This window comes from Pseudomonas koreensis (assembly GCF_036668835.1).
Taxonomy (GTDB): domain Bacteria; phylum Pseudomonadota; class Gammaproteobacteria; order Pseudomonadales; family Pseudomonadaceae; genus Aquipseudomonas; species Aquipseudomonas koreensis_I.
This window is the reverse complement of the sequence record NZ_JAZEVW010000001.1, coordinates 255,825-267,773: the sequence shown is the minus strand read 5'-3', so window position 1 is coordinate 267,773 and position 11,949 is coordinate 255,825. Positions and strand designations below refer to the sequence as shown.

Here is an 11,949-nt window from a genome sequence, read left to right as displayed (position 1 = left end):
GAGCCTGCGTTTGTCAGGCCGTCGCTATCGAGAGCAGATCGTACTGCGCGGACTGAGTCGCGGCTGCGACTGCACCGATTACCAGAATTGCAGGACTCTTGAGTTCGAATAGCCGGGCATCCTCAGTCATGGCGCTCAGATCACTGCGGCATTCACGCTGCTGCGGCAGTGAAGCATTTTCAATCATCGCCACCGGCGTTTCCGCCGCCATGCCCCCGGCCAGCAGTTGCTCGCGAATCTCGCCGAGTTTGGCCACACCCATATAGATCACCAGCGTCGTCCCGCTCTGTGCCAGTGCCTGCCAGTTCAGTTGGCTATCGTCCTGAGTGTGCGCGGTCACCAGCGTTACGCCTCTGGCGACGCCGCGCAGGGTCAGGGAAATATCGCATTGCGTGGCGCCGGCCAGGCCCGCGGTGATGCCGTTGACCAATTCCACTTCGACGCCGCGCTCGCGCAGCCACTGCGCTTCTTCACCGCCACGGCCGAAAATGCACGGATCGCCACCCTTGAGCCGCACCACGCATTTGCCATGGCGTGCGTAACGCAGCATCAGCCGGTGGATGAACGCCTGCGGGGTCGAGCGACAGCCACCGCGTTTGCCCACGCTAATGATCCGCGCATCAGGGCAGTGTTCCAGCACCGCTTCGTTGACCAGGTCATCGATCAGCACCACATCGGCCGCGTGCAGCGCGCGTACCGCTTTGAGGGTCAGCAATTCCGGATCACCAGGACCTGCACCCACCAGCCAGACTTTTGCATTCATGGTGTTTTCCTCATCAGATGACGGCGGCCGGCTGCACATCAGCGGCCAGCAAGCGTTTGATTTCCGGGACGCACGAGCCGCATTGCGTGCCGCAGCCCAATTGATTTTTCAGACTCTGCAGATCCAGACCCTGGCGAATGCCAACGCAGACGGCGTTGAGGCTGACGTTTTTGCAGTTGCACAAAGTCTTGTTTGCCGCGACCTGCAGCCCGGCATTGCCAGGCGGCGCACTCATCGGCGCCAGCAGCCAGCGGCGCAGTTGTTCGTCGGCACGACCCTCCAGCCACAAACCTTGCAGCCAATGTTGCGCGAGTGTTTCGCCGGCCAGACGAATCGCGGTGATCCGGCCGTTCTCGATGCGCACGCGTTTGCCAATGGCACGGCGCGGATCGTCGTAGGCGAGGACTGGACCGTCGATCAGTGACAGACATTCATCGATTTGCGCGAGCAATGGCGCATCCGGCGCCTCGCGGCTGGCAGCGCGTATCAGCAGCGCCGGACGTTCGCGTCCGACAAGGCTGAGGCTGACATAGGAAAACGCCTCGCAGAGCGGCCGTAGCGTCTCGAAATGCCGCTGCACGTCGCCCTCGATCAAGGCGAACAGTTGCCACGGCAGATCGACCGGCTCCAGGCGCACGCCGCTGTGTTTCAGTTCCGGTTGTTTCGACAATGGATCGAAGGCCGGCTGGGTCAGGTTGTTCACGCCGCCCTTGAGAAAACGATCGCCCCAGTGCATCGGCAAAAACGCCTGGCCGGGGCGCACGCTGTCATCGCTGCCGACCGCGACAATCACCGCGCCACGACGGCTTTTCAGATTGACCAGATCGCCCGGTTGCAGACGGTGCCGGCGCATTTCTTCCGGGTGCAGGCTCAGCACGGCTTCGCTGACGTGGCCGAACAGTTGCGCAGCGGTGCCGGTGCGGCTCATGCCGTGCCACTGATCGCGCAGGCGCCCGGTGAGCAGGGTCAGCGGGAAGCGTGCATCGCGTTGCTCCCTGGCGGCACGATACGGCTCGGCGATGAATTGCGCGCGACCGCTGGCGGTAGGAAAAACCCCGTCGGTGTACAAGCGTGACGTGCCTTGGCGGGCGCCGGCAGGGAAGGGCCATTGCTGCGGGCCGATCTCATCAATCAGCGCATGGCTGATGCCGGACAGATCGAGATCGCGGCCACGGGTCAGGCCTTTGAACTCATCGAACAATTGCGCTGGCTCAGTGAAGGCAAACAGACTCGGCTGCTGCGCACGCAGACGGTGCTCCAGCCGCTGGGCAAAATCCACGGTGATCGCCCAGTCCGGCCGTGCTTCACCCGGTGGGACAATCGCCTGGCGAACGTGGGAAATGCGCCGCTCGGAGTTGGTCACCGAGCCTTCTTTCTCGCCCCAGCTGGCGGCGGGCAATAACAGGTCAGCGAAGGCGGCGGTTTCGGTGGTGCGAAACGCTTCCTGCAACACCACAAACGGGCAGGCCTCAAGGGCCGCGCGCACCGCGCTCTGGTCCGGCATCGATTGCGCCGGGTTGGTACAGGCGATCCACAAGGCCTTGATCTTGCCGCTGCGCAGGTTTTCAAACAGTTCGATAGCGCTGAGGCCGGGCGCCTCCGGCAGATTTTCCACGCCCCAGTATTGCGCCACTTCGGCCCGATGCTGCGGGTTGGCCGCATCGCGGTGGCCGGGTAGCAGATTCGACAGACTGCCGGTTTCCCGCCCGCCCATGGCGTTCGGCTGACCGGTCAGGGAGAAAGGTCCTGCGCCCGGCCGACCGATTTGCCCGGTGGCCAGGTGCAGATTGATCAGCGCGCTGTTTTTCGCGCTGCCGGCGGTGGACTGATTCAAACCCATGCACCACAGCGACAGAAAGCTCGGCGATGTACCAATCCATTCGGCGCACTGCTGCAACTGCTCGACGCTGATCCCACAAAGCTGCGAAACCATTTGCGGGGTGTAGTCGCGCACCAGATTCTTCAGCTCGGCCAGACCTTCGGTGTGTGCCTTGATGAAATCGCGGTCGACCCAGTCTTCCCACAGCAGCAGATGCAAAATCCCATGGAACAACGCGACATCGGTGCCTGGAAGAATCGCCAGGTGCAGGTCAGCCAGATCGCAGGTGTCAGTACGACGCGGGTCGATAACGATGACTCTCATCGACGGGCGACGGGATTTGGCTTCCTCCAGTCGCCGGAAAAGCACCGGATGGGCGTAGGCCATGTTACTGCCGACGATCATCACGCAATCGCTCAGCTCCAGATCTTCATAACTGCACGGCGGCGCGTCGGCGCCGAGGCTGCGTTTGTAGCCGACCACGGCCGAAGACATGCACAGGCGTGAGTTACTGTCGATGTTGTTGGTGCCGACCAGCGCCCGCGCCAGTTTGTTGAAGGCGTAATAATCCTCGGTCAGCAACTGGCCGGAGATGTAGAACGCCACGCTGTCCGGGCCGTGCTCGGCGATGGTGTCGGCGAAAACATTGGCAGCGTGTTCCAGCGCGGTGTCCCAGTCTGTGCGGCTGCGCGCCAGGCCTTTGCCCAGACGCAGCTCCGGGTAGAGCGCGCGGGCGGCAAGGTCGCCGGTCAGGTGCAGGGTCGAGCCTTTGCTGCACAGTTTGCCGAAGTTGGCCGGGTGCGCCGGATCGCCGCTGACGCCGAGGATGCGCTCGCCGTCATGCTCGATCAGTACGCCGCAGCCGACCCCGCAATAGCAGCAGGTCGAGGCGGTCGTCTGGCGGTTCATCAGATGGCGTCCCGCAGAGCCAATTGCACCCGACCGTTTTCGACCCGCGCCGGATGGTGATGGGCGCAGCCAACGTCCGGCGCCTGGGCTTCACCGGATTCGAGGTCGATCTGCCAGTTGTGCAGCGGGCAGGCCACGCGTTTGCCATAGATCAGGCCTTGCGACAACGGCCCGCCCTTGTGCGGGCAGCGGTCGTCGAGGGCAAAAACCTCATCGTCGCTGGTACGAAAAATCGCTATGTCACCTTTCGGCCCGGCAATGATTCGCGAACCGAGGGCGTTGATCTCGTCGAGGGCACAGATATCGAGCCAGTTCATGCCGGCACCTCCAGGTTTTTCACGGGGATCACATCGAATTCTTTCTTCAGTTGCGGTTGCGCCAGACGCTCTTTCCACGGGTCCTGTTCGAACGACAGGGAAAATTGCAGGCGCTCGTTCAGGGCTTTGCGACGCTCGGCGTCTTCGAGCACGTTCTTCTTGATGTGCTCCATGCCGACCCGTTGCAGGTAGTGCACGGTGCGTTCGAGGTAAAAAGCTTCTTCGCGATACAGCTGCAGGAACGCGCCGTTGTATTCGCGCACTTCATCGGCGGTTTTCAGTTTGACGAAGAACTCGGCGACTTCGGTTTTGATCCCGCCGTTGCCGCCGATGTACATCTCCCAACCGGAATCGACGCCGATGATGCCGACGTCCTTGATGCCCGCTTCCGAGCAATTGCGCGGGCAGCCGGAGACCGCGAGTTTGACCTTGTGCGGCGACCACATGTTGAACAGGTCGTGCTCGAGGTCGATGCCCAGTTGCGTCGAATTCTGCGTGCCGAAGCGGCAGAACTCGCTGCCCACGCAGGTTTTTACCGTGCGGATGGATTTGCCGTAGGCATGGCCGGACGGCATGTCCAAATCTTTCCATACGCCGGGCAGATCCTGTTTTTTGATCCCGAGCAAGTCGATGCGCTGGCCGCCGGTGACCTTGACCATCGGCACTTGATACTTGTCGGCGACGTCAGCGATGCGCCGCAGCTCCGAAGGATTGGTCACGCCGCCCCACATCCGTGGCACCACCGAATAGGTGCCGTCCTTTTGAATGTTGGCGTGGGCGCGTTCGTTGATCAGGCGCGATTGCGGATCGTCCTTGGCTTCGCCCGGCCAGGTGGAAATCAAGTAATAGTTGAGTGCGGGGCGGCAGGTCGCACAGCCGTTCGGCGTGCGCCAGTTGAGGTAGCTCATGGTCTCGGCGATGGTCAGCAGGTGCTCCTGGCGAATCGCCTGGCGGATCTGCCCGTGATTGAGATCGCTGCAACCGCAAATGGCTTTTTCGCTTTTCGGTTTGACGTCCGCGGCGCCGCCGACCGTGTTGATCAGGATCTGCTCGACCAGGCCCGCGCAGGAACCGCAGGAGCTGGCAGCCTTGGTGTGTTTCTTCACTTCATCGACGCTGAACAGGCCGTGTTCCTGAATCGCCTTGACGATGGTGCCTTTGCACACGCCGTTGCAACCGCAGACTTCGGCGCTGTCGGCCATGACCATGGCTTTGTCCTGGCCCTGATGTCCTACGTCGCCAAGGGCGTTTTCGCCGAACATCAAGTGATCGCGGATCTCACCGATGGCGTGATTCTCACGAATCTGCCGGAAATACCAACCACCATCCGCCGTATCACCGTACAGACAGGCGCCGACCAGCACGTCATCCTTGATCACCAGTTTTTTGTACACGCCGCCGATCGGGTCGGAGAGGGTGATGGTTTCCGTGCCTTCGCCGCCCATGAAGTCACCGGCGGAAAACAGGTCGATGCCGGTGACTTTGAGTTTGGTCGAGGTCACCGAACCCTGATAACGGGCGAAACCCAATTGCGCGAGGTGGTTGGCGCAGACCTTGGCCTGTTCGAACAGCGGCGCGACCAGACCGTAGGCGATGCCGCGGTGGCTGGCGCATTCGCCGATCGCGTAGATACGCGGGTCGTAGGTTTGCAGGGTGTCGTTGACTAGAATCCCGCGGTTGCACGGGATACCGGCCTTTTCCGCCAGTTCGGTGTTGGGGCGGATGCCAGCGGCCATGACCACCAGATCGGCGGGGATGATGTCGCCGTTCTTGAACTGCACCGAACCGACCCGGCCATTGCCGGCGTCGTGCAGCGCCTGGGTCTGTTCGCACAGGCGGAAGTGCAGACCTCGGGCTTCCAGTGCCGATTGCAGAAGCTGGCCGCTGGTCTTGTCCAGTTGCCGCTCCAGCAGCCATTCACCGAGGTGCACCACGGTGACGTGCATGCCGCGCAGCATCAGGCCGTTGGCCGCTTCGAGGCCAAGCAGGCCGCCGCCGATGACCACGGCGTGCTTGTGGGTTTTGGCGGTGTCGATCATGGCCTGGGTGTCGGCGATGTCGCGGTAACCGATCACGCCCTGCAAGGTGTTGCCCGGGATCGGTAAAATAAACGGCGTCGAGCCGGTAGCGATCAGCAGGCGATCGTATTCGGCTTCGGTGCCATCCTCGGCGATCACCCGGCGCTTGACCCGGTCGATCTCCACCACTTTGCGGTTGAGCAGCAGCTTGATGTTGTTTTCCAGGTACCAGTCGAGGTCGTTGAGCACGATCTCTTCGAAGGTCTGCTCACCGGCCAGCACCGGCGACAGCAGGATGCGGTTGTAGTTGGCGTGCGGTTCGGCGCCGAAGACCGTGATGTCGTACAGCTCGTTGCTCAGTTTCAGCAGTTCTTCGAGGGTGCGAACCCCGGCCATGCCATTACCGATCATCACCAGTTTGAGTTTTTTCATCAGGTTCTCCGGGGAGCTGCGGCGGGCCTCTGGTGGGCCGTCGGGCCGTGCTCGACAAATTTTGCGCAAACAAAAAAAGGCGTCCCGCTAGTTGCCTAGCGAGGACGCCTTTGTCCTGGTCCCGTTCTGTCGGGGAGCCCAGCCTTCGTCGTTGAAGGTTGGGCTTTATGTGTGTGTTGAGAGGAGTAATGCAGTGGTTGTGCCAACTTGGGGAATGGCGGTTTTATTGGGGATTGGCTGAAAAAGAGGGGTGGTTTTTGCACCGATTGGAGGCGTGTTGCTCGTTCGTGGCGCATTCAACCTGAGGATTTGCAGTGCTTGATTTGACGCCTTCGCGAGCAAGCTCGCTCCCACAGGGGATCTGTGTCGCTCAGAAATCCAATGTGGGAGTGAGCTTGCTCGCGAATGCCGCGACACGGGTTCAACTGTGAAACAGCAACACAAGCAGCACCACATTCCCCAACAAGGCCACCAGCGCCATGGTCCGCCAGACCTTCAGCGGCTCGCGCTCCAGCAACGGTCTGGGCCGCACGCTCAAACTGCGCCGCTCACCCTGTTCCAGTAGCAGCAACCATTCTTCCGCCGTTTCAAAGCGCTGCTGCGGGTCGGCCGCAACGCCGCGCTCGAGACTCTGCGCCAGCCATTCCGGCAGATCAGGGCGGAAACGACTGGCACTGACCGGCAGGCCAAATCGCGGTCGCTGAAACGCTTCGATCTCGCCATACGGAAAATGCCCGGTGAGCAGGTAATACAGGGTCACGCCGACCGAATAGAGGTCCTGCTGCACGCTTGGCGAATCCCCGCGAAATCCCTCGGGGGCGATAAAACTGGGGGTTCCCGGCAACGTCGACGGCGCGTCTTGCGACAGACCGGGGCAATACGCCAGGCCGAAATCCAGCAGGCGCAATTCGCCGTCATCGCCCCAATGCAGGTTTTCCGGCTTGATGTCGCGGTGCAGAATCTGCCGCCGATGCAGCAGGCCGACCGCGCGCAGCAAGCGCTCGGCGATGTCCTGCCACTGCGCCAGCGGCAACGGGCCGTGTTGTTGAAACAATTGGGCCAGGGTGGTTCCCGGGTATTCGCGCATCACGTAATACAGATGCTGGCGCTGCGGGCAGGCATGCACTTCGGGGAAGTGCCGACCGGCGACGCGCCGCAGAAACCATTCCTCGGACAGTAGCGCTTGCCCGGCCTGCGGGTCGTCCGCCAGGCGCGCCGGCAAGGTTTTCAACAGCCACGACTGGCCCTGGCCATCGGCGACCCGATACAGCAGCGATTGCTGGCTCTGCGCAACAATGCCTTGCACTTGCCAGCCTTCGAATGACTGGCCGGGTTTCAGCGGCGGCGGCAAGGGCCATTGCTGCAGATGAATCAAGGCGTCGCCAATGCTCGATTCGCCAAGCGCATCGACGCGCACCAACAAGGCACTGGCGTTGTCCTGGCTGCCGGCCAGATGTGCGGCGTTGATCAGCGTTCGTGCGGCGCTAGGTAGATCCGACTGATCACGCAGAATCGCCGCGATCGCGGTATCGCCCAGCGTCGACCAGACGCCATCGCTGAGCAATACAAAGCTTTCGCCTTCCTGCAGTTCACCATCGAGAAAATCCAGTACCAGGTGCTGATCCAGTCCCAGCGCGCGCTTGAGCACATGCTGCATATCCGGCTGGTCCCAGACGTGATCCTCGGAGATGCGCTGTAACGTGTCGGCGTGCCAGCGATACACCCGGCAATCGCCGACGTGGGCGAGGGTGAAGCGCCGGCCGCGCAGCACCAGCGCACTGACCGTGGTCAGCAGCGGTTGCCCGCCGCCATTGGCCTGCAACCAGCGGTTTTGCGCGAGCAACAGACGATCCAGCGCTTGCGCCACACTCCAGGTTTCCGGCGTGGCGTAGTAGTCCAGCGCCAGCGCCTGCAAGGTCGAACGCGCGGCGAGGCCGCCATCCGCGCATTGGCTGACACCGTCGGCGATGGCGAACAGATAGCCTTTGCTCGCCGCCAGCGCTGGCGCCGGCGTCACCGCACGCAGCGCGTCCTGATTCTCCGCGCGCGGGCCGGTGGCGCTGGCTTCGGCAAAGCTCAGTTGCAGGGCCATCGACGCCTCAGACCCGCGCCGCGGTTACCGCTGCCGAACCCCACGTGGTTCTCCAGCGACGCTTGACGCCGTGCAGGCCAAACCATGCCAGTACGCCGAGGCTGGCGAACAACCACAGCGCCAGCTGATAGCTGCCGGTGCTCTGTTTGATCGCGCCCATGCCAGCCGCCAAAGCGAAACCGCCGATGCCGCCGGCCATGCCGATCAACCCGGTCATAACGCCGATTTCCAGACGAAAGCGCTGCGGCACCAGTTGGAACACCGCACCGTTGCCGGCGCCCAGACCGAGCATGGTGCAGACGAAAAGCGCCAGTGCAGCGTAGGAACTTGGCAAATTGAAGCCGACGGCGGCGATGCAGATGGCGGCGACGGTGTACATCGCCAGCAAGGTGCGGATGCCACCGAAGCGATCAGCCAGCGCACCGCCCAGCGGGCGCATCAGGCTACCGCCGAACACGCAGGCGGCGGTGTAGTAACCGGCAGTGACCGGACTCAAACCGTATTGATCGTTGAAATAGCCGGGCAGGGCGCTGGCCAGACCGATGAATCCGCCGAAGGTCACGCTGTAGAAAAACATGAACCACCAGCTGTCGCGGTCGCCGAGGGCTTTGAAGTAATCGGCCATGGCTTTTGGTTTCGGCCGTTGCGGAGCGTTTTTCGCCAGCAAGGCGAACAGCACCAACGTCAGGACCAGCGGGATCAGCGCAAAGCCAAAGACATTGCTCCAGCCGAATGCGGCGGCAATCACTGGCGCGAGTAGCGCGGCGAATACCGTTCCGGAGTTGCCCGCGCCGGCAATGCCCATGGCTTTGCCCTGATGCTCTGGCGGATACCATTGCGAGGCCAGCGGCAGCGCCACGGCGAACGAAGCGCCGGCCATGCCGAGGAACAGGCCGAGGATCAGCGCCTGCTCGTAACTGTGAATACCGAGTTTCCACGCACCGAACAGTGCGCATATGACGATGACCTGGCCGATCACCCCGGCGGTTTTTGGCGACAAGCGATCGGCAAGCATGCCCATGGCGAAGCGCAACACCGCGCCGGCGAGAATCGGCGTGGCGACGACCAGGCCGCGTTGTTGCGTGGTCAGTTGCAGGTCGGCGGCAATCTGCACCGCCAGCGGGCCGAGCAGATACCAGACCATGAAGCTCAGGTCGAAATACAGAAAGGCCGCGAACAGGGTCGGGGTGTGGCCGGATTTCCAGAAGCTTGAATTCATCGCGCACCTCAGCTGATAAGAGTCTCGGGAGTCATGCACAGCAGGTGGAGCGCCTGCACGGCCGCACCACCGGCCCCGGTCTGTGGGGCCAAAACGCAAAAACGCCGCTACCTGATTCGCGCAAGAGCGAATGGGGTGAGCGACGTCTTTGTCGTGGGTGGGGCAACCGCCGTTGGTTACCTGGGGGAATGCTTAGCGAGATTTGTGCCAAGTGTGTTTAAACGCAAAAGCCCCTCACCCTAGCCCTCTCCCGGAGGGAGAGGGGACTGAGCGGGGGATGGCCGATTCATGTGCCGATCTGACGATTTCGAGTGAATCCATAATCGACTCGGTCGTTCAGGTCGGCGGACAGCGCAAGACAACGCGGTCGGTCCCCTCTCCCTCCGGGAGAGGGCTAGGGTGAGGGGCTCTTGATTAGCAGCGAAGATTTCATCCCAGCAACTCACTCATCGCAATGATCTGCTCCGCCACCTGAATAAGCTTCTGCTGGCGGCTCATGGCCTGGCGGCGCATCAGGGTGTAGGCCTCTTCCTCATTGCAGTCCTTCATCTTCATCAACAAGCCTTTGGCCAACTCGATGCGCTTGCGCTCGGCCAGTTGCTGATCCCGCGCCTGCAACTGCGCACGCAAGGCCTGGTCGCTTTCGAAGCGCGCCATCGCCACGTCGAGAATCGGCTGCAGGCGTTGGGCGTGAATGCCTTCGACGATGTAGGCGCTGACCCCGGACTTGATCGCCTGGCGCATCACCGTCGGGTCATGCTCATCGGTAAACATCACGATCGGCCGTGGCTGGTCGCGGCTGACCAGCACCACTTGCTCCATGACATCGCGGCTCGGTGACTCGGTATCGATCAGGATCACATCCGGGCGCACCGTTTCGACGCGTGCGGGCAGGTCGATGGTCAGACCGGATTCGTCGATTACCTCGAAACCGGCCTCGGTCAGTGCAGCCTTGAGACGGCCGACTTTTTTCGCGGTGTCGTTGATCAGCAGAATGCGCAACATGTTCGCGGCCTCCGGTCAGCGCTGGGCAAGCAGGGGAGCGTCGTCGCTCAGCGCGTGCAGCTTGAAGCTGCGCGCATAGCCTGCCGGATCGCTGCCATCCCAGACCTTGCCGTCGAGCAACTGGCTGCTGCGCATGTCGGTGCCCCACGCCGCTACGCCGACAGTGGTTGCGGCATCGCGATACAGCTGCAGTTGCTGCACCTGACGTGCCACGGCGAGGTAGTCCGGGTCGCTGCGCAGCAGACCCCAGCGGCGGAACTGGGTCATGAACCACATGCCATCGGAGAGGTACGGCAAGTTGACCTCGCCATTGCCGTGAAAGCGCAGCGCGTGCGGGTCCTGCCAGCGATTGCCGAGGCCGTCGGCATAGTCGCCGAGAAAGCGCGGTTCGATGCACGGCACCGGGGCATCGAGGTATTCCGCCGCGCTGAGCAGGTGTGCGGTACTGCGGCGATTTTCCGGGCTGGCTTCGATGAAGCGGCTAGCCTCGAGAATTGCCATCACTAACGCCCGCGCGGTATTCGGGTACTGCTCGACGAATTCACGGGTGCAGCCGAGGACCTTTTCCGGGTGATCGGGCCAGATGGTCTGGCTGGTGGCGAGGGTAAAACCGAGGTCCTGCTGCACTGCGCTGGCGGCCCACGGCTCGCCGACGCAAAAACCGTCGATGCGCCCGGCTTGCAGGTGCGCGACCATTTGCGGTGGCGGCACCACCACACTGTCGACATCCTGCAATGGATGAATGCCTTGGCTCGCCAGCCAGTAATACAGCCACATCGCATGGGTGCCGGTGGGAAAGGTCTGGGCGAAGGTCAGTTTTGCGCGGCTTTGGTGCACGTGGCGGTCGAGCGCTTCAGGACTGTTCACGCCGAGGTTTTGCAGGTTGCGTGACAGGTTCAGGCTTTGGCCGTTCTGGTTGAGGCCCATCAGCACCGCCATGTCGGTCGGCGCGACGCCGCCGATGCCCAGATGCACGGCGTAGATCAGCCCGTAAAGGCTGTGCGCGGCATCGAGTTCGCCGCTGACCAGTTTGTCGCGCAGATTGGCCCACGAGGCCTGACGCTTGAGGTTCAGCGTCAGGCCGTAAGGCTGGGCAAAGCCCTGCGTGGCCGCGACAACGACCGAGGCGCAGTCGCTCAGGGCCATGAAGCCGAGGTTGATCGCGCTCTTTTCCGGCGCATCGCTGCCATTGACCCAGGCCAGTGGCCCGACCGTCAGTTCATTCATATACCGCCACCTCGAAAAAAAAGCGTCGCCGCGGACTTTGCCCTGGCAAACCCGTCGACGACGCCATTGTCCGTGCTCGTCTGCCGTCATTGGCCGGCGAGTTGATAACCGCGAAAGTGCAAGGCATATGCCACCGGCGCGATTTGCG

The 11,949-nt window shown here is 62.4% G+C and carries 8 protein-coding genes; all 8 read right to left on the bottom strand.

Annotated features, from left to right (window positions below):
• Positions 1-13: 13 nt before the first annotated feature.
• A complete protein-coding gene (cobA, locus tag V6F91_RS01035) occupies positions 14-763 on the bottom strand; it encodes a uroporphyrinogen-III C-methyltransferase (RefSeq protein ID WP_332761691.1) in 750 nt (249 codons plus the stop codon).
• A gap of 13 nt (positions 764-776) precedes the next feature.
• Positions 777-3,491 (bottom strand): molybdopterin-dependent oxidoreductase, encoded by a 2,715-nt coding sequence (locus V6F91_RS01030; protein WP_332761689.1) that lies wholly within the window; start codon positions 3,489-3,491, stop codon positions 777-779.
• Positions 3,491-3,808 (bottom strand): nitrite reductase small subunit NirD, encoded by a 318-nt coding sequence (gene nirD / locus V6F91_RS01025; RefSeq protein WP_090282554.1) that lies wholly within the window; start codon positions 3,806-3,808, stop codon positions 3,491-3,493. The genes V6F91_RS01030 and nirD overlap by 1 nt, the downstream gene beginning before the upstream one ends.
• Positions 3,805-6,258: a nitrite reductase large subunit NirB gene (nirB, locus tag V6F91_RS01020; RefSeq protein WP_332761686.1), complete on the bottom strand. Its 2,454-nt coding sequence runs from the start codon at positions 6,256-6,258 to the stop codon at positions 3,805-3,807. Before nirB ends, nirD begins: the two co-directional genes overlap by 4 nt.
• Before the next feature lie 421 nt (positions 6,259-6,679).
• Complete coding sequence (locus V6F91_RS01015) at positions 6,680-8,350, bottom strand: bifunctional protein-serine/threonine kinase/phosphatase (RefSeq protein WP_332761684.1); 1,671 nt, start codon at positions 8,348-8,350, stop codon at positions 6,680-6,682.
• A 7-nt stretch (positions 8,351-8,357) separates the two neighbouring features.
• Positions 8,358-9,569, bottom strand: coding sequence for a nitrate/nitrite transporter (locus V6F91_RS01010; RefSeq protein WP_332761682.1), 1,212 nt, complete (start codon positions 9,567-9,569; stop codon positions 8,358-8,360).
• 429 nt (positions 9,570-9,998) lie between these two features.
• Entirely contained in the window at positions 9,999-10,574 is a 576-nt protein-coding gene (locus tag V6F91_RS01005) for an ANTAR domain-containing response regulator (protein ID WP_093103051.1), read from the bottom strand.
• Between the two features lie 15 nt (positions 10,575-10,589).
• Complete coding sequence (locus V6F91_RS01000) at positions 10,590-11,801, bottom strand: CmpA/NrtA family ABC transporter substrate-binding protein (RefSeq protein WP_332761679.1); 1,212 nt, start codon at positions 11,799-11,801, stop codon at positions 10,590-10,592.
• Positions 11,802-11,949 lie beyond the last annotated feature (148 nt).

Bases quoted from the DNA above. Each gene is read 5' to 3' on its own strand.
- nirB (WP_332761686.1), bottom strand. From the start codon at position 6,258: ATGAAAAAACTCAAACTGGTGATGATCGGTAATGGCATGGCCGGGGTT.
- V6F91_RS01030 (WP_332761689.1), bottom strand. From the start codon at position 3,491: ATGAACCGCCAGACGACCGCCTCGACCTGCTGCTATTGCGGGGTCGGC.
- nirD (WP_090282554.1), bottom strand. From the start codon at position 3,808: ATGAACTGGCTCGATATCTGTGCCCTCGACGAGATCAACGCCCTCGGT.
- cobA (WP_332761691.1), bottom strand. From the start codon at position 763: ATGAATGCAAAAGTCTGGCTGGTGGGTGCAGGTCCTGGTGATCCGGAA.
- V6F91_RS01000 (WP_332761679.1), bottom strand. From the start codon at position 11,801: ATGAATGAACTGACGGTCGGGCCACTGGCCTGGGTCAATGGCAGCGAT.
- V6F91_RS01005 (WP_093103051.1), bottom strand. From the start codon at position 10,574: ATGTTGCGCATTCTGCTGATCAACGACACCGCGAAAAAAGTCGGCCGT.
- V6F91_RS01010 (WP_332761682.1), bottom strand. From the start codon at position 9,569: ATGAATTCAAGCTTCTGGAAATCCGGCCACACCCCGACCCTGTTCGCG.
- V6F91_RS01015 (WP_332761684.1), bottom strand. From the start codon at position 8,350: ATGGCCCTGCAACTGAGCTTTGCCGAAGCCAGCGCCACCGGCCCGCGC.